The following is a 21,640-nucleotide window of genomic DNA, read 5'->3' as shown; positions in this document are numbered from 1 at the left end:
CCCTATGGTTTTCTTATATTCAAATATTCTTATTTTATACGATGAATAAAAGCGATATTCATTCTTTTGATAAAGATCTACCCACATTTAGTACAGAAGAGCCATAATTTTTCTAAATTTTTTCTGAGTAGTGCTTTATCATTGGTAAATACTTTTCGAATACAGCCATCTAAGCTGATAGTACGATCAGGATGATCTTTATAATAGATACTTTGCATCCCCTCTCGTTTGATCAAATATGCCTTTAACATTAATTCCCAAGCGTTACAGATAAAAATACTAAAACCCTCCACACGATATTTAATCGTTGGTTTATTATAAAGTTCAATGGCCATTGCGAAACATTCCTTTGATTTTTCTATCAATTTATCCTCAATCATATTCTTCCTTCCATTCTTTTAAAAATTCTTATTGTCATCACTAACATCATACTATTAAACCTATGTATTATATAGAAATATATATTCTAAATTTATACTTAATATAAGTATTGTGAATTTGTTTCGTGAAGTGAAAAAGTAAATTCCACACCTAGAAAGAAATTATGAAAAGTGGAAACAACTCATACAAGTTCAGTATCTAAAAGAAGATATTGAACTTTTTTAATGATTTATCTTGAAACTTTGATATACTTGTATCGATAGTAAGACTTATTTCAACCACGTCAAAAAGGACACTGAAATCTACATTTTTTAAAATGTATGACTAAATTCCACTGTCCGGTTGTTATTATGGTTGAATAATCTCCTGCTGTTAAGAATTTTATTATTTATTTTTTTATTAGATTCGGAGTCCTATCTATGCTCTCTGAATCTATTTCTCTAATTTTCAGTTTTTCTAAAATATTAGAATTGTCATGAAAGAAATTAAAGACTTCGATAGGGCTTTTTCCCATCAGTGATTCTCTTTTATAGGAGTTTACATGAGAGAAGACGAGATCTACATCTTCCTGGGACTGAAGTCCTATTTTTTTTAGATCTGCGCCGCTGGGGCAGACATAACGGAATAAATTGTGATTGTTTTCTACATGGGGCTTCTGGCTGGAAGCCATAGGATCACAATAAAATACATGACAACCCAGTTCCTCCATATCTTCCGCACATACGAATTCACTGCCACGATCCGTAAGAATGACTTCAAATAAATTTTTAAAGTCTTTTTCGCCTAAAGCAGAATATATCGAACGTACACCTTTGTACATCTCATCCGAATTCTTGCACGTATGAAATATTCCTTTCATGAAATGATATTTCACGAACTGGAATGTTTGAATAAAAGGTCCGTTTGAAACATCATTATATACCGTATCCATCTCGACCACAGAAGCCTCTGGATGCTGGGCCATGTAGTTTTCAAAATCCCTGTAGGAACGACCTTTCAGATATTTCTTGTCCTTTCTTGGCTTATAGACGCCTTTCTTCTTGCCGGGTTTTCTTCGCACCTTGATTCGAAGGTCAATGTTCTTGATACCAAACTGTTCAAAAGCGCCCTGTTCGATATAGTTGTAGATTGTCTTTTCACAGTATTTGATTTCTGGATGTGTCATGAGGATATGAGCGATGGACTGCCCTTTTTCAAGGAGCGGCTTTAGGGTTTCGGATAAATCTCTGGCTTCCAGGGAAGATATATTCCACCCCGTTCTGGAATCTTTCAAAGTATATTCGTATTCATCCTGTGCAGCTTGAGCCTCATAGAATTTTTTAGTGAGCTTGCAGGAAGATTTTTTATCACATCCATTACAGACCCCGCTGGAAGAATCTTTTGTTTTACAGGGTATGGGAACTCTTTTATCACAGGCATTGGGACAGAAAGAATTGAATCCGCAACGTTCGATATGAACGCAGTCATATGTGCCGCAGGAAGAAACACCGGAACGAGAGAATTTTTTAAAGAAAGAATGATTCTTAATTTCCTTGCAGATAGAGGATTTATCCATGCCCAGGGTATCGGCAATGGATTTACGGGAAGAGTTATTATTCAAACCTTTTTCAATAATGATACGATCTGAAAGAGTAAGATGCTTATGGTTGGCCATGATGAATACCTCCTAGAACAAAAACAGCAGGAGATGAAGAAATTGTAAGAAAAAATGCCACAAAAAAGAAAGTTGAAATTCTGTAAAAGTGAAATCAACGAAATTCTTCTAGGTGTGGAATTTACTTTTTCACTTCACATTGTGAATTTGTTAGCAATTTCTTCTTTTTTTTAAAGGCATTGTCCGATATAATGAAATGGGTAAAAAAAGTATATTAAGGAGGAACTATGCGCGGTATATACAATTCAGTTACAGATTTGCGTCGTAAGGTCTTTGCGGCTATCGCCAGCATGGCCTATGGGGACTGTGACGATCTTGCCAAACGAATCGAACAGATTCCATATGAACTGTTACCAGGTGATAAAGCAACCTATCGTAACAGTATTTTCCTGGAAAGAGCCATTATCGGTGAACGTTTACGTTTAGGTATGGGTCTTCCTACACGAGATGCAAAGGAGTTTAAAGCCTTATCGGACGGTATTGAAGAAAGTGCGATTGCGAAAAAGTATTATGATGATCCGTTAGTTAACATCATCAAATTCGCATGTAATGCTTGTCCGGAAAAGAAAGTATTTGTCACAAATGCCTGTCAGGGATGTCTTTCTCATCAGTGTACAGAGGTTTGTCCAAAAGATGCGATCCATATCGTAAACGGACGTTCTTTGATTGATCAGGATAAATGTATCAAGTGTGGACGTTGTATGGAAGCTTGTCCTTACAAAGCTATCACAAAGATTGAACGCCCATGTGCGGCCAGCTGTGGTATGGATGCGATTCACAGTGATGAAGATGGAAAAGCCGTTATTGACTATGATAAGTGTGTCAGCTGCGGTATGTGTTTAGTGAACTGTCCATTTGGTGCCATTGTCGATAAAGGACAGATCTTCCAAACTATTTATGCGATGAAGGAAGGACACCGTGTCGTTGCGGCCGTTGCCCCTGCTTTTGTCGGACAGTTTGGACCAAGTGTAACACCGGAAAAATTGACAGCAGCGTTAAAAGAATTAGGCTTCAGCGATGTTGTCGAAGTTGCCATCGGTGCTGACCTTTGTACGATCGAAGAAGCAGAAGACTTCATGGATAAAGTGCCGGAAAAACAACCTTGGATGGCCACTTCCTGCTGTCCTGCCTGGTCTGTTATGGCTAAAAAGCTTTTCCCACAGTATGCTTCTTATGTTTCCATGGCTTTAACACCAATGGTATTAACTGCACGTATGATCAAAAAAGACGATCCAGACTGCAAAGTTGTATTTATTGGTCCATGTGCGGCCAAGAAACTGGAAGCCAGCCGTAAGTCGGTACGAAGTGATGTAGATTTCGTACTGACATTTGAAGAAGTCATGGGTATGTTCATTGCCAAAGGGGTAAAACTGGAAGAAATCGAAGGTAATGATCCACTGTTAAAAGGAACGAACCGTGGACGTGAATTTGCCGTGAGCGGTGGTGTTGCCAAAGCCGTTAAGTCTTTGATCAACAAGAAACATCCGGAAGTAGAAGTTAAAGTACAGGCGGCTGAAGGTTTGAAAAATTGTAAGACGATGTTGATGATGGCAAAAGCCGGACGATTGGATGGATACCTGTTAGAAGGTATGGCTTGTCCGGGAGGATGTGTTGCCGGGGCCGGTACTTTACAGCCAATCGCAAAATCCAGTGCTGCTGTTAAGAAGTATGCCAATGAAAACACACTGGTCAACTGTGATGAAAGTCCATACGGTGATCGATTGGAAGAATTGACAAAAGGATAAAAAGAAGACCGAGATCAATGATCTCGGTTTTTATTATACGGCGGGCCAAACTTTTACGTGGAGCATATCTCCTTCTTTTTTGTTCAATACATTTCGAATACGTTTTAAAACCCCGAAAATATAGATAATCTTGCCTTGATCATCCTTTAAACCCATATTCACTATACTTCCATCGTATTCTATGCCGTCAAATGTCGTATGAACGCGTATTCGACCTTTTCCAAATTCTTCTCTGATATCCCAGGGAAAAATAACGTAAGCCCCACCCTTTTTTGGGATTTCATGAAGAATCGCATCAAATTCATAAACTTTTTTCATCGTATACTCTCCTTTTCATCTTATCAACATGGGTGCAAGCACAAGCATATAGCCAACAAGAAATAAAATCAGATGTTTTGGTTCGCGATGAATAGCCACAAATTCACGAATCAAAGCGCTGGGCCAATAGTACGAAGCAACACGGGATCCAATTCCCGTACAGGAAAAATTCAATTTTGAACAATAGCGCAAAGCTCTGTACACATGATAGTTGCTCGTAACAAGGGCAACGTAATGTCGCCCCGGAAAAGATTCAATCAGCATTTTGGAAAACTTTAAATTTTCCCAGGTTGTTGTCGATTGATCCTCCATTTTTATTTTCTCTTCAGGGATTCCCTGCGATAGAAGATAATTCTTTATAGCCATTGCTTCTGAACAAACTTCATCAGCACCTTGTCCGCCGGAAGGAACCAGTATCGGCGGTGTTGGATCCTTGCGATAGACTTCAATGGCCTTGTCACAGCGATCTTTCAACAACTTAGTGACGGTTCCATCTTTTTTGAGTCCGCTTCCATGAATGATCACATAATCAAAATCTCTTTTATGCGGAATGATTTGCAGAAACAGGCAATAAAACATGAAGGCAACAAAAACCAGTGATACATAGATGACCGACATGGAAATAAAGATCAGCCCCTGCGACAGGTGCGAAAGAAAGGCAGTCCATTGATCTACAACTAGCGATCCCGTCAGTAAAACAAATATGAAGGTTGCGATTTCCCCAATCCCGATAATGATCCCAAAAGCCAGTGATAAAAGATTTCCCAGAGAATGCCCTTCTCTTCTCCACATCAAAATACCATTCCAAATCAATCCGACAGGAACAAACAAAATCAAAAGAATGATCAAAAGTAACAGTATGATAAAAGTGGTTGCCGCATACTTACCGGCTAATGAACAAAGAAAAGGGATGCTGGAGCAGCCAGCCAACATCAAAAAAAATGTATTCCGATACCGACTTCGATTGCGATGCATCGAATAGATAAAAATCAACCAGAAGAAAAGAGCGGGAATCGCCGCATGCCACACATTTTCAAAATAATTCATAGTTTTATTCTACGATAGCTCACCAAAAATGTCATTCTATTTGTTCATCATAAAAAAATGGCTCTATCAAGCCATTTATCCCCATACCTCTTCGGCAATCTCTTTCACCAGTGCCAGTTTATCCCATTGATCCTGATCTACCAGCTTATTTCCGATTTCACAGGATGCGAAACCACACTGTGGACTTAAATATAAACGTTCCAGATCGACATACTGCGATGCTTCTTTAATACGATCAATGATCGCCTCTTTCTTTTCTAAGGCAGCCGCTTTGGTAGTCACCAGTCCTAATACCACTTTTTTATCCTTCGGTACAAAACGTAGTGGTTCAAAGCCACCGGAGCGTTCGTCATCAAATTCAAGATAGAAGGCATCTACATTTTCTCTCGCAAATAAGAAAGAAGCAATCGGATCATACCCTCCGCTGCTGGCCCAGGTGGAATGATAATTTCCTCGGCAAACATGTGTTGTGACAACTAGATCATCCGGTCGATTTTCTAACGCTAAGTTATTTAAGCGTAAATATTGTGAAGCCACATCTTCCAAGGAAACTTCTCCATTTTGACGGGCACTCCAATATTTGGTATCACAAAACATACCCCATGTGCAGTCATCCATCTGAATATTACGACAGCCGGCCTGATACAACTCCTGAATCACCGTTTGATAGGCCCTGGCAATATCCTGGATCAGTTCTTCCATATCTGGATAAATGGCCAGTGTCTGTTTTCCATTATCCTCTCTGAACAATTCTGCCAACAACTGTGCCGGTGCCGGAAAGGTCTGACGGGCCACTGTATTTTCATCCTCTAATTGTTTTACAAAGCGATAATGTTCGACAAACGGATGATTTTCACCGGAAATTTTCCCAACCAGCTTGATAGAACCCGGTGTTGTTTCCTCACCATGAAAGAAATACCCGTGATCCAGTTCAATTTCTTCGATTCCATTCAATCCCCACATAAAATCCAAATGCCAATAGCTTCTTCTGAATTCCCCATCGGTGATCGCATGATAACCGGCAGCTTTCTGTTTTTGGATCAGCTTCGTAATTTCTTCATCCTCCACCTGCTTTAATGCCTGAGCATCGATCTTTTTTGCCTTGAAATCGGCTCTAGCTTGTTTTAAGCGTTCCGATCGCAAAAAGCTTCCCACAAAATCATATCGAAATGGACCATATAATTGACGCATCGTGTCATCCTCCTTATTTATGACTCTAATCTTAATCGATTCAAATGGATTCGTACAATATAAAAAAGAAACAGTTTACCATAGGATCAATCTATGGCAAACTGCTTTAGAATTTCGATATATTGTTTCGCAAAGCGACTATATACAACCTGACTGTGATGAATAAATCCAATTTCCATATAATCTTCAACATCTAATGGAATCGCAATGATGTCTTTTCCGTTTAACTGCTCATTGATCACACCGCTGCAGATCGTATAACCGTTTAAGCCGATCAAAAGATTAAAGAGAGTCGCTCTGTCACAGACACGAATATCCTTTTTACTTTCCAGCGTACTTAAAATTTCTTCTGAAAAATAAAACGCATTGTGCTCTCCCTGTTCATACGATAATCGAGGATAGGCCTCTAAATCTTGCAGCGTGACAAGTTTCTTTTTGGCCAAAGGGCTATGAATACCGACAAATACATGCGGTCTGGCGATAAAAAGACGCTCAAACTGTAAATCATGTTCTTTAAAGGCTTTTTTCAAAACCGCTTCATTATAGGCATTCAGATACAAAATACCAACTTCACTCTTTAAGCGTGCTACATCCTCTATGATCTCATACGTCTGCGTTTCTCGAATACTGAAATCATACGTATCGCCTACTGTTTTCAAAAGCTCGACAAAGGCTTCGACCGCAAAGGAATAGTGCTGTGTGGAAACACAAAAAGAATGACGAACCGGCATGGCTAGGGCATAGCGCTCTTCCATCAGATGCGTCTGCATCAAAACTTGTCTGGCATAGCCTAAAAACTCCTCGCCTTCTTTCGTTAGGATCACGCCTTTATTGGTTCTCTGAAAGATCGTGATCTGAAACTCATTTTCCAGTTCTCGAATGGCCGAGGTCAAAGAAGGCTGCGAGATATACAGCTTTTCTGCGGCCTTGCTGATGGTTTGGGAGCGAGCCACTTCTACGATATATTTCAACTGCGTTAACGTCATGTACTTATCTTCTTGTCAACAATACGACACTTTCTACATTGGTCGTATTCGGAAACATATCCACCAGATCCATGGTTTTTGCCTTATAGCCCTGGCGAAAGAACAGATGTAAGTCACGGACCAGACTTCGTGGATCACAGGAGATATATAAGATCTTTTTAGGATGCAAAGCACAGGCATTCTCAATAAATGTCGGTGTGGTTCCGGCTCTGGGCGGATCTAATACGATCACATCAAAATGAGTGTGATGTTTTTTGGCTTCTTCCATAAAACGTGTGGAATCCATAGAAACAAAACGCGCGTTCTTGATATGATTTTGTTTAGCGTTTTCTTTGGCAAAGCCAATCGAGTCCGCATTGATTTCCACCCCTGTCACCATTTTACAAAAATCTGCCAGGCTTAAACCGATCGTACCAATACCACAATAAGTATCCAATACCATTTCCTGTCCCTGCAGCTGCAACTTTTCTTTGGCCACCTTATACAATAACTCGCACTGGTCATGATGAACCTGATAAAAGGTATTAGCGCCCATCGTAAAATCTAAACCGCAAAGCTTGTCTGTGATCGTGCCATCACCATATAAGACAAAGGCTTCATTTTCTAAGACCACGGATGTGTTTCGCGGATTCACGCTTTGAAGAATCGTTTTGATTTCTTTAAATTCACTCACTAAGGCATTCACCAGATTTCGCCGGGAAGGAAAAGCTCTTTTGGCTGTCACAAAGACGATCATAACCTGATTGGTTTGGCTGGCATAACGAATCAGAACATGGCGCAGCAGCCCGGTTCCGGTTTTTTCGTTATACAACTCGATCTTCATGGAATCTACCAGTTCGGTGATACATCCGATGATCGCATCCACATTTCTTGGATGCATTAAACAATTCTTTGTAGCCACTACGGCATGAGAATGTGGTGCATACAGTCCAGATACCACTTTCCCTTTGTATTTGGCAAAACCAACGATTATCTTATTACGATAGCCTTTGATGCGATTGGCTTTATATACATTCTCAATTTGAAGCTTTAACCGATTTCTCTTTAACAAGGCTTCCACGTTGTTCTTTTTTTCCTGTATCTGTTTTTCATAATCCAGATGCAGTAAGTTGCATCCCCCACAAATTTTACTGACTTTACACTTCATGAATCTTTTCCCTAACTTTCTGTTCGATTTCTTCGGGGTTTCGTAAGGTTATGACATGAAACCCCAGCTGCCTGGCTGCCTGTGTATTTTCTTCTTTATCATCAATAAAAAGACACTCCTGAGCCTTTAAATCATACCGCGACAATAAAAGCTGAAAAATGGCCGGATCCGGTTTAATCAATCGATCCTGATACGAGTAAATACCACCATCCACATCCGCAAATATATTGTTATTCTCAATAAAATATTGATACGAATCTTCCGGTATATTGGAGAGAATATAGATCTTATACCCTTCTTCTTTTAACTGTTTCATCAATTGTATGCTGCGATCAAAAGGTTTCACATAACGTGCCCATGTCGGTATCAGCCTTTCAATCTCTTCTTTGTAACAAGGCATACGTTTAATGGCCGCTTTTTTTAATGTAGCACCGGAATATAGCCCTTGATCATATGCATGCCACAGTCTCTCTTCAAAAAAGAGTGTATAGAGATCCTGTGCTATTTTCGGATCTTTATAAAAGTCATTTAAAAATTCTTTTGGCTGAAACGTTGCCAGAACATTTCCTACATCAAACACAATATTTTTTATCATAGTCATAAGTATATCAAAAAGTCATAAAAAAGAATATGTTTCGATATACCGAATCAAAAGAGACTTCTATGCCGAATCATGTAATAGATATAATACAAAGAAGACAAGCCCCATGTTAAAGGATAGACCCAATAGACAAATTGAATATCATAAAAAAGAGAACCGGTCACACTTAAAAAGACAACTCGTGCAACACACCAGCATAAAATCATAACCATCATCGGTATCATAGGCTTTCCGGCACCGCGCTGCAAGGCCGAGAATGCATGGGTAAATGCCAACAGGCAGAAAAAGAAACCGGCAATCTGCGAGCGATCTACACCAAAGGCAATCACTTCCGGATTTTGATCAAACAACATAATTAATGGTTTGGCAAAGATTACGGTTCCAATACCGATCAATTCCGCTAACAGCACACTGCATACGATTCCGAAAACAGCTCCTTTTTTGGCTCTTTCCTTTTGACGGGCACCTAGATTTTGTCCGACAAAGGTCGTAATCGCATTATTGAAGCTGATGATCGGTAAAAAGGCAAAGCCTTCGATCTTTGAATAAGCCCCACAGCCGGCCATCGCCATGGCACCAAATATATTGATATTGGATTGCACCACCACATTGGCAACTCCGGTAATAGAATTTTGAATCCCACTGGGAATTCCATTGCGTAAGATTTCCATTAACATCTCTTTTTCAATTCGAATATCGCGAAAAACCAGTCGATAACTTTCCTTACTGTTATGGAAAAGACGCATACATAAAAAAGCGCTGACAAACTGCGAAAGGATTGTTGCGAAGGCGGCCGCTTCGACACCCATACCACACCAGGCGATCAAAATATAATCTAGAACGATATTGATCAGACTGGAGATGATCAAATAATATAAAGGATGTTTACTATCTCCCAGAGCCTGCAGGATGCCGACAAAAATATTGTACATAACAAGACCCAGCCCTCCGGCAAAATATACACGAAAATACTTCAGTGATTCCGGCATCACCGTATCAGGCGTACCCATCAATTCTAAGATCCAGGGTGCTAAAAGAATACCGGCAGCCATCAATACGGCTGACATGATAAATCCAAAGGCAATATCGGTATGAATGGCAATCTTCAATCTTTCATAATTCTGTGCTCCAAAATAGCGGGCAATCACAACACCGGCTCCTAACGCAATACCGTTAAACAAGCCAATCATCATAAAAATCAAATTACCAGAAGAACTGACCGCAGCCAGCGCTTCACTGCCTAAATAGTTTCCTACGATCAAAGAATCCGCTGCATTGTATAATTGTTGAAATAAATTACTAAAGAAGATCGGCAGCGCAAAAAGAACCATCTGCTTCCAAATTACACCTTTTGTCATTGTCTTTTGTAGAACTGCCATAGTAAGACCCCTTGACCATTATAAGCATAAATCCTTCCTACGCCAAGAATATTTCCGATAATAAAAGTAGGATTTGCATCCTACTTATGACTATCTACTAATAATTCACAGATTTTACGTGAATAAGCAATTGGATCTTCGATGCTAAAGCCCTCAATCAGCAAGGCTTGATCATACAATACATCCGCTACTTCTTTGACCTTTTCTTTATCCTTGGCATACAGCTCTTTTAATGTAGAGAAGATCGGATGCGATGGATTGATTTCCAAAATACGCGTTGCCTTCATCGGCCCCATTGGATTGTCACCCGGCATATTCGCAAATACTTTTTCCATCTCAAAAGAGAGTCCTTCTCCAGCTGTTAAACAAACCGGATCCTCGCTTAAACGATTGGAAAGTTTTACTTCACTGACCTTATCCTTCAAGCTTTCTTTCATGAACTCCAGAAGATCTTTATTTTCTTCTTTTGTCTTCTCCAGTTCCTTTTTCTCTTCTTCGGTATTTAGATCCAAATCCCCTTGTGTCGCATTCTTAAATGTCTTTTCACGATAGTTCATCAATGTATTCATGACAAATTCATCAACTTCATCGGTCAAATATAAAACCTCAAACTCTTTCTTCTTCAAGGTTTGAACGATTGGTAACTTATCGATCAAGGCCACATCCTTACCAGATACATAGTAGATATCCTTCTGGTCTTCCTTCATACGATTTACATATTCGTTTAACGTAACCAGCTTTTGTTCCTTAGAAGAATAGAATAATAATAAATCCTGGAACTTGTCTTTATCCATACCATAGTTGTTATAGACACCAAATTTTAGGTTGATGCCAAATTCTTTCCAGAATTTTTCGTATTCTTCTCTTTCTTTTGTCAGCATCGTAGTCAGTTCACTTAAAACCTTTTTCTCAATACGAGAAGCGATTGCCTTTAATTGATGATCGTGCTGCAGCATTTCACGAGAGATATTTAAGGACAAATCTTGTGAATCAACTAACCCCTTAACAAAGCGAAGGCTGTCCGGCAGCAGTTCTTCGGCATGATCCATGATGAATACGCCTTTACAATACAACTGCAAGCCTTTTTTATAATCCTGTTGATAGAATCCCTGCGGTACATGGCTTGGAATGTATAATAAAGCGGTAAAGCTGACATTTCCTTCCACGCTGAAATGAATTACACGCTGTGGATCCTGAAAATCAAAGAAATGATCCTTATAGAACTGATTGTATTCTTCTTCGGTAATCTTTGACTTTTGACGTTTCCATAAAGGCACCATGGAATTCAACGTCTGATCCTCGATGACAGTTTCATATTCCGGTTTATCGGAATCTTTGGTTTCTTCTTTAACTTTGGAAGTTTCTACATTCATATGGATCGGATAACGAATATAGTCCGAATATTTACGTACCAGTTCTTTTAATTCATATGTTTCCAGATATTGAGAGTATTTTTCTTCCTCCGTATCTTCTTTTAAGGAAAGGATAATAGTTGTACCATGTCCATCTCTTTGAGCTTCTTCCATGGTATAACCACTTTCGCCATCACTTTCCCAGCGCCAGGCTGCTTCCTCTTCCTTTTTCGAAATGACAACCAGATCCTTTGCCACCATAAAAGCAGAATAGAATCCGACACCAAACTGTCCGATGATGTCAACATCACTCTTTGACTCATCATCCATCTGTTCTTTGAACGCTAAAGAACCACTTTTTGCGATCGTACCCAGATTTTCTTCCAGTTCTTCTTTGTTCATACCGATCCCATTATCGATGATCGTTAACGTACGTGCTTCTTTATTGGGTTCCAAACGAATCTCAAACTGATCCGGACTAACATGTCCTGCATGTTCATAATAATATTTATCAATCGCATCACTGGCATTGGAAATCAATTCACGTAAAAAGATTTCCTTATGCGTATAAATCGAATTGATCATCAGATCCAACAATCGTTTTGATTCGGCTTTAAATTGTTTTTTTCTGGTCATATTACCACTCCTTTTAGCACTCTTCCATTTAACCTGCTAATATAGTGTACAATATACCTTTAGCACTGTCAAGGATGATCTGCTAAAAGATGAAAGATTCTAAAAAAAAAAGCGATTCAATGTCGAACCGCTTTCTCTCGAAGTATCTGTGTAACCTTCTCCCAGGCCTCTTGTGCATGATCGGCATCCTCATGATCGGTTGCACCTAAATACGGTGTAAAGCCTAATCGGGCATATAAGGCAATAGCCCCATAGCTTTGCGATTGTGTAACCAGATACAAGGGATATTTGCCTGGCATTTCATCGTATTTCATACAAAGTTTTGTCAGCATGCTTTGAGCGATCTTTTGATGCTGCGCTGTTTCCTTAACGGCAACAAAATGAACTCGTAAACGTTTTTCTTCAAAGTCATGACCTGGCCATAATCCGGCAGAAGCCACCAGCTCTCCCTGTTGATCTGCCACAAATAAAAAGTTCTGTACAAAAAAAGCACGATCTTCCTTTAACATCGATTCCCATTTTTCCTTTGCCTGTGCTAAAGAATCAAATAAGCCCACTTCCAGCTGCAGTTTACACCAGGCTTCTTTTAGCGTGTCATCAAACTTGACATACTGATACTTTGTGTTTAAAGGAATTTCTTTTCGTACCGTTTTTCTAGGCATGACCATTAAGACCCGAATAAAGGGTACACTTTTATCCAATATTGTCATAGTTAACCTCACTTATATTGTCTTTATTTTAGCATAATTGCGATTTTGAAGGAATTGTGTCAAAATAAATTCGGTGATTAAAATGACATTACAAGAAACAATTCAAAAGTATTACGTACAAGGAAACTACAACTGTTCAGAAACCTTGATCCATGCCGCCAATGAGTATTACGATCTAAAGCTGGACGAGGGCTCTATGAAAGTCTTATCCGGTTTTGGCGGCGGTATGTTTATCGGCTCTACCTGTGGGGCACTCATCGGCAGTGTGGCAGCCGTATCTAAAAAAGTGATTCAGTCAAAAGCGCATGAAGAAATCGACACATTTCGCCCACAGATTCAAAAATGCGTACGAAACTTCAAAGAAAAGCTGGGTGGAATGGACTGTAAAGACATTAAGCCGATTCACCATGACAAAGAATCGCGTTGTTTGAAAACTTGTCTTTTGGCAGGAGAAGCATTAGAACAAACCATGAAAGAACTGGAGCTGGACTGATGTCCACTCTTTTTCTTATCTGTAAAAAAAGGAGAGTATGATTTTGATAAAGCTACTGTTGATCATTTTTTCATTTGGTAATTTCTTCTATGAAATGTTGACCTATGCCCTGATCCTTCATCAAAGAAAAAAGCCGCTGCCAGATACGATCAAAGATATCTATCCAGAAAAACATTATCAAACTTTTTTAGCCTATAAGAAAGACTATCGTAAGATTTTTATCTTTGAGCAAGTATTTGCCCTTTGTCTGCAGCTTTTTTGTGTTCTTTCCCCATTTTATACCTGGCTGCAGGATGCAAATCCCTATATCTGCCTTTTGAAGACTGTCCTTGTATTCATTGTGATCGAATGTGTGAGCGATCTTCCGATTTCTTATTACAGCACCTTCACCATTGAGGAAAAGTATGGGTTAAATCATCAGACAAAAAAAGACTTCTTTAAAGACGTCTGTATTGAAAAGATCACCGAATTTTTGATATTGTCGATCTTGTTTTCCTTTTTAATAGGGGTTGCCACTCATTTAGAAGACTGGACACATCACTTTTCCATCTCTTTTTCACAAGCTTTTTTGATTGGTCTCTTGATTGCCGCAGCTGGTTTTATCATCATGACTTTATTGAGTCTGTTCAGTTTGGCAGCCATGCGCCTTCAATATAGATTTACCGAATTAGAAGATGGTACCCTGCGCCAACAGATTCTTACCTTTTTAAAAGAATCCAGAAAGAAAGTGCATCATATCAAAGTTTATGATGAATCTAAAAAATCTAACTCTAAAAACGCCTTTTTGTTAAAGTTTTTAGGCTATCGAGAATTTGGTATTGCGGATAACTTTCTGGAAGAAAATTCACAAGATGAACTCTATGCCGTTTTATTGCACGAAATCGGGCATTTGAAACATAAAAAGAATTTGTTGAATTACACACAATACGCTTTTGGGATCGCATTGTTTCTGGGACTGGTATGGTTGATCAGCCATGCACCAGTCGTACTGACCTTTAATGGAATGATCAATACAGAGTTTCATTTATTTTATACCAACTACTATTTGACACTCAGTATCTTTCTTACATTTTGTAAGCCCTTCTTGTTTCTATGGAACTTGTTTAGAAACTATGTCTCCTGTAAGGAAGAACAGGAAGCTGATTTTAATGCCGTTGATCACGGCTATGGACAAGCCTTGATTCAAACCTTTAAAAAGATCTCTTCGGATGAACTGATTGATATCAACCCTCATCCATTGATTGAGTTAATAGAGTATGATCATCCTGGCATGTATAAAAGAATCTCTTATATTCAGAAACGCATGAAAAAAGGAAATGATGCGGTGTAGCTTCATTCCCTTTTTTATGTTATTTATTTTTTCGTTTGCCGAATCGCCGTTTCTTTTCCGGTTCTTCCTCTTCGATTTCAAAGGAATCCTCTTCTTCTACTTCATCGCCTTCCTCATCTAAATCTTCCCATTGTGAATCCAGATCATCTTCGGTCTGATCATCTGGAATCAGTCCTTCATTTTTGAATGTTTCTTCTCTTTCGCGAACACGAAGTCTTGCCTTCAACAAACGAACCTTTTTCTTAGAAGATGCAAGCATTCTTCCATACATACAAAAGAAGATAAAGGAAATCAAGAATAAGACGGCACAGGCCGCAATGACCGCAATAAATCCATTAAACAAATACTGCAGATAGGCCGCACAGGCACAAATCGCCATACAGATGAAGAATAAAAACATGGTAGAACGACAAGAATTGGCATGTTTTTTAAAGAATTTGAACTTTTCGGCTTCATTTGGAATTTCTTTTTTCAGATCATCGCCCTGAAGTTCATTTCTAAAAACAAACCATCCGGCATCTTTTTTCTTTTTAGCCGGCACACGAGAAACCAGCTTCCATCCATCCGCTTCCCATTTGCGCCATTCATGAGCTGAAGGTTCTACGACAAAATAACAGATAGAATAGTAATAGTCTCTAGGCTCTTCTTTGACAAAGAAATATTTCTTTCCTACATTACGTACATAGTGGAAGCCTTCTTTTGACTGTTCTTCCAGATATGCTTCCTCTTTATCATAGTGAGAGAGAAGAAATCTCTTTTTCTCCACATACAGATCATCTTCATCGTATTGGTTTTCATCTTCCAAAGATGTTTCAATTTCCGAGTCATCTTCTTCGGATTCCTCTTCCATTTCCACTTCTTTTGGTTCCTCAACCTCTTCTTCTACGACTTCGGCCACTTCTTCCGGCTGCTCTTCCTCAACCTGTGCTTCTTCGCTAACCAACTCTTCTTCCTGTTCCAACACTTCGTCTTCAACAGGAATCGGTTCCACCTTTACTTCTTCTACGATTGGTTTTGGCTCTTCCGGTTTGACTTCCTGTGGCTCCTGTTTTTTCTGTGAACGCTTTAATGGCTGTGACTTCAAGCCTTCTGCCACAAAAATATCCTGAACTTCCACATCTTCATTATCAAATACAGAAGCTTTTACTTTCACCTGGGCATGTCTTTGTGAACGTTTCCCAAAGATCTTATGCTTCGGTTCTTCCTTTTGCGTTGTATCAATTTCAAACACACTGGAGGCATCAAATCCCTTTAAATCCGGTTCCTTGATCTGCAAAGAAGAAATCATCTCTTTTTCCTGCAGTGCTTTTAGCTGTTCCAATGCACTTTGTTCTTTCTTGTTTTGATCTGTCATGTTCATCACTCCGAATCATAAATCATATCTATATTACACTTTTTTAGTAAGTTTAGTCAAATCAGATTCCAGAATCGAAAGTGCATCATCCTTCTTCGTTTTGTTCCGCACTTATTAAGGTATAACCAGTTTCGTCAACGACTTTTTTTAAAGCTTTCAAATCGATATTTTCATACGATACAACTACTGTTTGTCCTTTTTTATGCGAAGACTTTACCTTTTTTACATCAAAATGCTTACGGATCGCCGCGTTGATATGGCTTTCGCACATACCACACATCATACCTTCTATCTTTAGAATTGTTTTTACCATGTGAATCTCCTTAAAAAATAAGAGCAGATCACTTCATCTGCTCCTTTAGTTTGATTTCTTTACGAATGGCTTCCCAGTCATGATGGCAGCCTGTCGAGCCACATGACGAGCAGTCCCCAGTACACTGTTTAGGTTTTTTTCGTTGTTCCCACATCGAGCGTACGACCAGAAAAACGATAATAGAAAGTATGCCGATGACAATCAGATTTCCCATATCGTTTCCTCCTTCCAATCTATTTTACAGCTTGAATTTGGTTGATTTTCAAAGCTTCTGATTTAGGCTTATAACCTGGTCTAAATAAAAGATATAAGATTAAGATCAATAATGCAAGGGCAATGATCGTCCAGAAACCAAAGCTGACTTCTCCAAGCAACAATCCGCCCAGCTGATATACAATCAAAGAAGAAACATAAGCAAACACGCACATATAACCAATGGAGGCCACGGTCCATGTCGTATTGTTCATTTCTCGACGAATGGCTCCCATAGCTGCAAAACAAGGAGCACAAAGTAAGTTAAAGATCATAAAGCTATAAGCGGCAATCGGTGTAAAATCACGGGCAATCAATGTCCAAATCTCATTTCCCTCCTCAGAAACTTCAGAGAAGTTATACAGTACACCAAAGGTGTTGACCACTTCTTCTTTGGCAATCAAGCCGGTAAATGTTGCCACCGTTGCTTTCCAGGCCATATCGCCAACCCAGCCAAGAGGGGCAAAAATCCAGGCAATCGCACTTCCCAGACTAGCCAGAAGGCTGGTGTTATTATCTTCAACCATTCCAAACTGACCATCAGTAAAACCAAATCCCTGCAGGAACCAAAGAACGATAGAACTCAACAAGATGATCGTTCCGGCACGTTTGATAAAGCTCCATCCTCTTTCCCAGGTAGCACGAAGCACATTGCCAGCACTTGGCAAATGATATGCCGGCAGCTCCATGACAAACGGAGCAGGTTCACCGGCAAAAGCCTTAAACTTTTTAAGCATGATTCCACTGATGACAACTGCTGCGATTCCAATCACAAAAGCACTGGTTGCGACAAGAGAGCTTCCGCCAAAGACGGCACCGGCAAATAAACCGATAATCGGCATTTTAGCACCACAGGGGATAAAGCCCGTTGTCATGATCGTCATCTTACGATCTCGATCTTGTTCGATCGTACGACTGGCCATGATACCCGGAACCCCACATCCGGTTGCGACAAGCATCGGAATAAAGCTTTTCCCGGATAATCCAAAACGACGGAAGATACGATCCATAATAAATGCAACACGAGACATATAGCCTACATCTTCCATGATTGACAACAAGAAGAACAAGACAAGGATCTGTGGTACAAAACCTAATACGGCACCCACACCTCCTACAATTCCATCCATAATCAAGCCATACAGCACATCATTGACATGCAGGCTTGTCAAAATGCCCTCAAAGAAATTCGGAACGATTTCGCCAAACAGCACATCATTGGCCCAATCTGTACCCATGGTACCAATCGAAATAGAAGTACCTCCCATCGCAATCGTATAGACACAATACATAATGAGAACAAAAATCGGTAAGGCCAAAATACGGTTTGTCACGATTCTATCGATCTTATCTGAAATCGATAATTCATGTTTAGAGCCTTTCTTTTTTACCGCATGGGCAACAATTTTCGTTATAAAGTCATAGCGCTGTGAAGTAATGATACTTTCAGAATCATCATCGATCTTTTCTTCTACAGATTGGATCCATGGTTCAATCTGACTTTTTTGTGCAGTATCAAGCTGAATAAACTCATCAATTCTTTCATCGCGCTCAAAGACCTTGACCGCATACCAGCGAAGCATGGTATAATTCACCTGATTTTCAATGACAGCCTCAATTTTCTTTAAGGTCGTTTCAATATCTTTCGTATAAGTTTGCGAAATCTTTGCGACATGATGACATTTGGCAACCTCTATAGCCTTTAAGGCCGCCTCTTTGGTTCCTTTTCCTTTTAATGCACTGATTTCAATAACCGGACAATCCAGCTCCTGTGAAAGCTTGGAAATATCGATCTTATCCCCGTTTCGTTCTACCAGATCCATCATATTAACGGCCACAACCATCGGAATACCCAATTCCAACAATTGTGTCGTCAAATATAAGTTACGCTCGATATTCGTACCATCAACGATATTCAAAATGGCATCTGGTTTTTCCTTCACCAGATAATTTCGTGATACAACCTCTTCTAATGAATACGGTGAAAGAGAATAGATACCAGGTAAATCCTGGATCGTAACCTCGTTATGTCCTTTTAATGTTCCTTCTTTTTTTTCTACCGTGACACCAGGCCAGTTTCCTACCCGTTGTCTGGAACCCGTCAAATTATTAAATAACGTTGTTTTTCCGCTGTTCGGATTTCCTGCTAAAGCAATTTTTATTTCCATACAAAACCCTTCCTATTCTACCTCGATCATCTGTGCATCTTGTTTACGTACCGATAATTCATAGCCCCGAATATTCAATTCGATCGGATCGCCTAATGGCGCTACCTTGCGTATATGGATCTCTACCCCTTTGGTAATTCCCATATCCATAATGCGACGTTTCACGGCACCTGTACCTGTGATCTTTTTAACAAAAACCGTTTCTGAAGGTTTGCAATCTTTGAGTGTCTTCATTCTCTCATCCTTTCCTGAATTCTATACCATGATTCGAGTGGCCAGAGACTTATCCAATGCGATTCGAACGCCTTTGATCTCCACGATTAAGTTACCACGAATGCTTTGAACGACAGAGACTGTTTCATTCTCCATGATTCCCAGGTTTCGCAAATGGGTTCGAATTTTATCCTGCCCTGTAATTTTCACAATGACGTATTCTTTGCCCATTTGTGCAAATGTTAATGGCATAGCATCCCTCCTAAGTTAACGCTTCCTAATTAGCATTATCTAACCACAAAGTTAGTTTACACTTACCCCAGAAATAAGTAAAGTCTAATTAGAAGCATCTAACTTGAAAAATTATGCGAATTGTGCATAAAAAAAGAATACATGTCAAAACACATATCCTTTCTTCAATTATTCATGAAGCTCATAATACTTCTTGATTGTCTGAAACGTCTCATCGCTGATGACATGCTCCAAGCGACAGGCATCTTCTTCAGCCGTAAACTTATTCACTCCGATCTGTTGAAGCATTTTGGTAAAGAATTCATGCCGCTGGTACGTATGTTGGGCCGTTTTTTGTCCTTCCCCTGTCAGCTTAACTGATTTATCCGGATAGATTTGAATCAGCTTGTCTGCCTGTAAGATCTTTAATGCGTGAGAAACGCTGGATTTTGAGAAACCCAGATAACTCGCAATATCAATATTATGCACAGTATCCAACTGCTTTTCCAAAATCAAAATAGCTTCCAAGTAGTCTTCTAACGATTGTCCCAATTCCTGCATTTCTTTATTCTCCTTTCGCACAAAAAGCCCCTGAGGGCTTTTCTATCCTTGATCGTACTTAGAAATTAAATAAGGTAAGGTATAGGTATATTGAGGAAATTCTTAAATCAGAGCTCCTATGCGCGCTGCATAGAAAGATACGATCAAGAGTGCTGATAAATTCTTAATTTCAGACTTCTTTACAACGACTGTTTGCCGTTGTATCCTTTCAAGATATCTGGGAAATATCCTGAAAAACACCATTTAACCATAGACTGCTTATCCTATAAAAGAGTCGAATGATTTTTATATCTAGAATCAAAATGAATAGCAGTCTTTATATAGTCTTTTCGAGAGTCATCTCGAAACGCGGCAGTTATCAGTTATAATTCTCTAACTGATGACGTTAGATTACTCTAACTTCCTGTGAAAGTCAAGCCAAACGATTGAATCAAAGCATTCTAAGCCTGTGTTTCCATCAATTGTTCAATGCGACATCCATTTTCTACACCTCGAATAAATTGATTTCGTACATATTCAAAGAGTGAAAATAATTCCTTGCAATGGGTAACACTATTTTGATCATAGACCTTCCAGGCTCCCATACAACAACATGGTTTATTCTGAATAAAACCTAGCACGTCTTCTAACGGATATCCCAAAAAGATACCGATTTCATGCGGATAAGTCGCTTCTTCCATTCTTTTTTCCAAAAAATCCAGGCAGGCAGTGGGTGAGTGTGTAGGATACCCCAGGCGTTCTAAAAACACTCGGATTTTTTCTTGTTTCAGGATTTTTATAAAACTGTCGATCGAGTATAAATAAAATGTGATGCGCGGTCGTTCTGCCTGCAGGATTCGAAAAGCCAGGCCTTTTGCCTTAAACTTTTCGTTATATTCTAGAATTATTTCCTCGGCACAAGGAAACAATGTTCTAGATACATGAAACATATTCGCTATTTTGTACCCCTTGAGCGTAGGTGCACAATGATAGGCTAACAATTCTTCAAATTGATACTGTTCTGTTTTACACATTAGATAAAATCGCTTGTATGGCTTCGATATCCGCTGCTTCACCGGCATTTTCTACTTTGTACAGACATTCCACGCCATATTCATCCGCAATTTTATCGCCTGCTTGACAATATGCCTCTCCATAACTCGTGTCACCAGAAACAATAACACCTTTCAGATTTTGCCCGTTGGCCATCAAAAAAGACTCAACTTCCATAGGAATATCGCCATACCCATCGGTATACGTAAATAAGATAAATGGCTCTTCCATCACTTCATCACCCGATTGAATACATAGAGCATCTAGGCCCAACTCTGATACAATACCTTGCACATTCCCTGTCCGGGAAGCATATACATATTTCATAAAAACGTACCTCCTGTTAGTCATCGCTAACTCTACAGTTAGTTTAGTCTAACATAAAGCAGATGTCAAGACTTTTTATCCTTTCTGTTATGAAATGACGATTGTCAAGTGGAAATATTCACTTCTTTGATTATCGTCACTTTTTTTAAAATCAAGGATATTAGACAGGAAACTTCTTGTCAGAATTATCGGTGATTGGCCACTCTGTTATTCGTGGAT

General features: G+C 39.4%; 23 protein-coding genes. 3 read left to right on the top strand and 20 right to left on the bottom strand.

What is annotated here, in order from left to right; genetic code table 11:
* Positions 1-77 precede the first annotated feature (77 nt).
* Complete coding sequence (locus U0M88_RS08005) at positions 78-380, bottom strand: DUF3644 domain-containing protein (RefSeq protein ID WP_331869486.1); 303 nt, start codon at positions 378-380, stop codon at positions 78-80.
* Between the two features lie 389 nt (positions 381-769).
* Positions 770-2,035 (bottom strand): IS30 family transposase, encoded by a 1,266-nt coding sequence (locus U0M88_RS08000; RefSeq protein WP_331869485.1) that lies wholly within the window; start codon positions 2,033-2,035, stop codon positions 770-772.
* A 227-nt stretch (positions 2,036-2,262) separates the two neighbouring features.
* Between U0M88_RS08000 and U0M88_RS07995 the strand changes: the two genes are divergently transcribed.
* The gene (locus U0M88_RS07995; protein ID WP_331869484.1) at positions 2,263-3,780 is read left to right on the top strand and encodes a 4Fe-4S dicluster domain-containing protein; all 1,518 of its coding nucleotides are present in this window, start codon (positions 2,263-2,265) and stop codon (positions 3,778-3,780) included.
* Positions 3,781-3,813: 33 nt separating this feature from the next.
* Here U0M88_RS07995 and U0M88_RS07990 read toward each other — a convergent pair whose 3' ends face one another.
* From U0M88_RS07990 to U0M88_RS07950, 9 genes are all read right to left on the bottom strand, one after another.
* The gene (locus tag U0M88_RS07990; RefSeq protein ID WP_331869483.1) at positions 3,814-4,098 is read right to left on the bottom strand and encodes a DUF1905 domain-containing protein; all 285 of its coding nucleotides are present in this window, start codon (positions 4,096-4,098) and stop codon (positions 3,814-3,816) included.
* A 15-nt stretch (positions 4,099-4,113) separates the two neighbouring features.
* Positions 4,114-5,145: a YdcF family protein gene (locus tag U0M88_RS07985; protein WP_195222688.1), complete on the bottom strand. Its 1,032-nt coding sequence runs from the start codon at positions 5,143-5,145 to the stop codon at positions 4,114-4,116.
* Positions 5,146-5,220: 75 nt separating this feature from the next.
* Entirely contained in the window at positions 5,221-6,336 is a 1,116-nt protein-coding gene (locus U0M88_RS07980; RefSeq protein ID WP_331869482.1) for a 5-methyltetrahydropteroyltriglutamate--homocysteine S-methyltransferase, read from the bottom strand.
* Between the two features lie 86 nt (positions 6,337-6,422).
* On the bottom strand, positions 6,423-7,322 hold the full coding sequence (locus U0M88_RS07975; RefSeq protein WP_331869481.1) for a LysR family transcriptional regulator: 900 nt from the start codon (positions 7,320-7,322) through the stop codon (positions 6,423-6,425).
* Positions 7,323-7,326: 4 nt separating this feature from the next.
* The gene (gene rlmD / locus U0M88_RS07970) at positions 7,327-8,469 is read right to left on the bottom strand and encodes a 23S rRNA (uracil(1939)-C(5))-methyltransferase RlmD (protein ID WP_331869480.1); all 1,143 of its coding nucleotides are present in this window, start codon (positions 8,467-8,469) and stop codon (positions 7,327-7,329) included.
* Complete coding sequence (locus U0M88_RS07965) at positions 8,459-9,064, bottom strand: HAD family hydrolase (RefSeq protein WP_331869479.1); 606 nt, start codon at positions 9,062-9,064, stop codon at positions 8,459-8,461. The genes rlmD and U0M88_RS07965 overlap by 11 nt, the downstream gene beginning before the upstream one ends.
* 53 nt (positions 9,065-9,117) lie before the next feature.
* Entirely contained in the window at positions 9,118-10,449 is a 1,332-nt protein-coding gene (locus U0M88_RS07960; protein WP_331869478.1) for an MATE family efflux transporter, read from the bottom strand.
* 80 nt (positions 10,450-10,529) lie between these two features.
* Positions 10,530-12,437 carry a molecular chaperone HtpG gene (htpG, locus tag U0M88_RS07955; protein ID WP_331869477.1) on the bottom strand — a complete coding sequence of 636 codons (1,908 nt, stop codon included), beginning with the start codon at positions 12,435-12,437 and terminating at the stop codon, positions 10,530-10,532.
* Between the two features lie 116 nt (positions 12,438-12,553).
* Positions 12,554-13,147, bottom strand: a complete 594-nt coding sequence (locus U0M88_RS07950) for a GNAT family N-acetyltransferase (protein WP_317396250.1) — start codon at positions 13,145-13,147, stop codon at positions 12,554-12,556.
* An 82-nt stretch (positions 13,148-13,229) separates the two neighbouring features.
* On the opposite strand from U0M88_RS07950, the gene U0M88_RS07945 reads away from it, so the two are divergent.
* Together U0M88_RS07945 and U0M88_RS07940 are read left to right on the top strand one after the other, a co-directional pair.
* Entirely contained in the window at positions 13,230-13,640 is a 411-nt protein-coding gene (locus U0M88_RS07945; protein WP_331869476.1) for a C-GCAxxG-C-C family (seleno)protein, read from the top strand.
* Between the two features lie 43 nt (positions 13,641-13,683).
* Positions 13,684-14,970: a M48 family metalloprotease gene (locus U0M88_RS07940; protein WP_331869475.1), complete on the top strand. Its 1,287-nt coding sequence runs from the start codon at positions 13,684-13,686 to the stop codon at positions 14,968-14,970.
* Positions 14,971-14,989: 19 nt separating this feature from the next.
* On the opposite strand, the gene U0M88_RS07935 is transcribed toward U0M88_RS07940, so the two are convergent.
* From U0M88_RS07935 to nrdI, 9 genes are all read right to left on the bottom strand, one after another.
* A complete protein-coding gene (locus tag U0M88_RS07935; protein WP_331869474.1) occupies positions 14,990-16,324 on the bottom strand; it encodes a DUF2812 domain-containing protein in 1,335 nt (444 codons plus the stop codon).
* 85 nt (positions 16,325-16,409) lie between these two features.
* Positions 16,410-16,637 carry a heavy-metal-associated domain-containing protein gene (locus tag U0M88_RS07930; protein ID WP_331869473.1) on the bottom strand — a complete coding sequence of 76 codons (228 nt, stop codon included), beginning with the start codon at positions 16,635-16,637 and terminating at the stop codon, positions 16,410-16,412.
* 28 nt (positions 16,638-16,665) lie between these two features.
* A complete protein-coding gene (locus U0M88_RS07925; RefSeq protein ID WP_205138980.1) occupies positions 16,666-16,851 on the bottom strand; it encodes a FeoB-associated Cys-rich membrane protein in 186 nt (61 codons plus the stop codon).
* Between the two features lie 19 nt (positions 16,852-16,870).
* Positions 16,871-19,057, bottom strand: a complete 2,187-nt coding sequence (gene feoB, locus U0M88_RS07920; protein ID WP_331869472.1) for a ferrous iron transport protein B — start codon at positions 19,055-19,057, stop codon at positions 16,871-16,873.
* Between the two features lie 12 nt (positions 19,058-19,069).
* Complete coding sequence (locus U0M88_RS07915) at positions 19,070-19,291, bottom strand: FeoA family protein (RefSeq protein ID WP_022789269.1); 222 nt, start codon at positions 19,289-19,291, stop codon at positions 19,070-19,072.
* A 21-nt stretch (positions 19,292-19,312) separates the two neighbouring features.
* Positions 19,313-19,522, bottom strand: a complete 210-nt coding sequence (locus tag U0M88_RS07910) for a FeoA family protein (protein WP_331869471.1) — start codon at positions 19,520-19,522, stop codon at positions 19,313-19,315.
* A 168-nt stretch (positions 19,523-19,690) separates the two neighbouring features.
* Positions 19,691-20,062, bottom strand: a complete 372-nt coding sequence (locus tag U0M88_RS07905) for a metal-dependent transcriptional regulator (RefSeq protein WP_331869470.1) — start codon at positions 20,060-20,062, stop codon at positions 19,691-19,693.
* 440 nt (positions 20,063-20,502) lie between these two features.
* Entirely contained in the window at positions 20,503-21,075 is a 573-nt protein-coding gene (locus U0M88_RS07900; RefSeq protein ID WP_331869469.1) for a DUF3793 family protein, read from the bottom strand.
* The gene (nrdI, locus tag U0M88_RS07895; protein ID WP_331869467.1) at positions 21,068-21,421 is read right to left on the bottom strand and encodes a class Ib ribonucleoside-diphosphate reductase assembly flavoprotein NrdI; all 354 of its coding nucleotides are present in this window, start codon (positions 21,419-21,421) and stop codon (positions 21,068-21,070) included. The genes U0M88_RS07900 and nrdI overlap by 8 nt, the downstream gene beginning before the upstream one ends.
* Positions 21,422-21,640: the final 219 nt, after the last annotated feature.

Origin of the sequence: Faecalicoccus sp. (genome assembly GCF_036552745.1) — a bacterium.
Classification (GTDB): Bacteria; Bacillota_I; Bacilli_A; order Erysipelotrichales; family Erysipelotrichaceae; genus Faecalicoccus.
The sequence above is the reverse complement of the archived record's forward strand: the minus strand, read 5'-3'. Positions and strand labels throughout refer to the sequence as shown.

Bases quoted from the DNA above. Each gene is read 5' to 3' on its own strand.
- U0M88_RS08005 (WP_331869486.1), bottom strand. From the start codon at position 380: ATGATTGAGGATAAATTGATAGAAAAATCAAAGGAATGTTTCGCAATG.
- U0M88_RS08000 (WP_331869485.1), bottom strand. From the start codon at position 2,035: ATGGCCAACCATAAGCATCTTACTCTTTCAGATCGTATCATTATTGAA.
- U0M88_RS07995 (WP_331869484.1), top strand. From the start codon at position 2,263: ATGCGCGGTATATACAATTCAGTTACAGATTTGCGTCGTAAGGTCTTT.
- U0M88_RS07990 (WP_331869483.1), bottom strand. From the start codon at position 4,098: ATGAAAAAAGTTTATGAATTTGATGCGATTCTTCATGAAATCCCAAAA.
- U0M88_RS07985 (WP_195222688.1), bottom strand. From the start codon at position 5,145: ATGAATTATTTTGAAAATGTGTGGCATGCGGCGATTCCCGCTCTTTTC.
- U0M88_RS07980 (WP_331869482.1), bottom strand. From the start codon at position 6,336: ATGCGTCAATTATATGGTCCATTTCGATATGATTTTGTGGGAAGCTTT.
- U0M88_RS07975 (WP_331869481.1), bottom strand. From the start codon at position 7,322: ATGACGTTAACGCAGTTGAAATATATCGTAGAAGTGGCTCGCTCCCAA.
- rlmD (WP_331869480.1), bottom strand. From the start codon at position 8,469: ATGAAGTGTAAAGTCAGTAAAATTTGTGGGGGATGCAACTTACTGCAT.
- U0M88_RS07965 (WP_331869479.1), bottom strand. From the start codon at position 9,064: ATGATAAAAAATATTGTGTTTGATGTAGGAAATGTTCTGGCAACGTTT.
- U0M88_RS07960 (WP_331869478.1), bottom strand. From the start codon at position 10,449: ATGGCAGTTCTACAAAAGACAATGACAAAAGGTGTAATTTGGAAGCAG.
- htpG (WP_331869477.1), bottom strand. From the start codon at position 12,437: ATGACCAGAAAAAAACAATTTAAAGCCGAATCAAAACGATTGTTGGAT.
- U0M88_RS07950 (WP_317396250.1), bottom strand. From the start codon at position 13,147: ATGACAATATTGGATAAAAGTGTACCCTTTATTCGGGTCTTAATGGTC.
- U0M88_RS07945 (WP_331869476.1), top strand. From the start codon at position 13,230: ATGACATTACAAGAAACAATTCAAAAGTATTACGTACAAGGAAACTAC.
- U0M88_RS07935 (WP_331869474.1), bottom strand. From the start codon at position 16,324: ATGACAGATCAAAACAAGAAAGAACAAAGTGCATTGGAACAGCTAAAA.
- U0M88_RS07930 (WP_331869473.1), bottom strand. From the start codon at position 16,637: ATGGTAAAAACAATTCTAAAGATAGAAGGTATGATGTGTGGTATGTGC.
- U0M88_RS07925 (WP_205138980.1), bottom strand. From the start codon at position 16,851: ATGGGAAATCTGATTGTCATCGGCATACTTTCTATTATCGTTTTTCTG.
- feoB (WP_331869472.1), bottom strand. From the start codon at position 19,057: ATGGAAATAAAAATTGCTTTAGCAGGAAATCCGAACAGCGGAAAAACA.
- U0M88_RS07915 (WP_022789269.1), bottom strand. From the start codon at position 19,291: ATGAAGACACTCAAAGATTGCAAACCTTCAGAAACGGTTTTTGTTAAA.
- U0M88_RS07910 (WP_331869471.1), bottom strand. From the start codon at position 19,522: ATGCCATTAACATTTGCACAAATGGGCAAAGAATACGTCATTGTGAAA.
- U0M88_RS07905 (WP_331869470.1), bottom strand. From the start codon at position 20,062: ATGCAGGAATTGGGACAATCGTTAGAAGACTACTTGGAAGCTATTTTG.
- U0M88_RS07900 (WP_331869469.1), bottom strand. From the start codon at position 21,075: ATGTGTAAAACAGAACAGTATCAATTTGAAGAATTGTTAGCCTATCAT.
- nrdI (WP_331869467.1), bottom strand. From the start codon at position 21,421: ATGAAATATGTATATGCTTCCCGGACAGGGAATGTGCAAGGTATTGTA.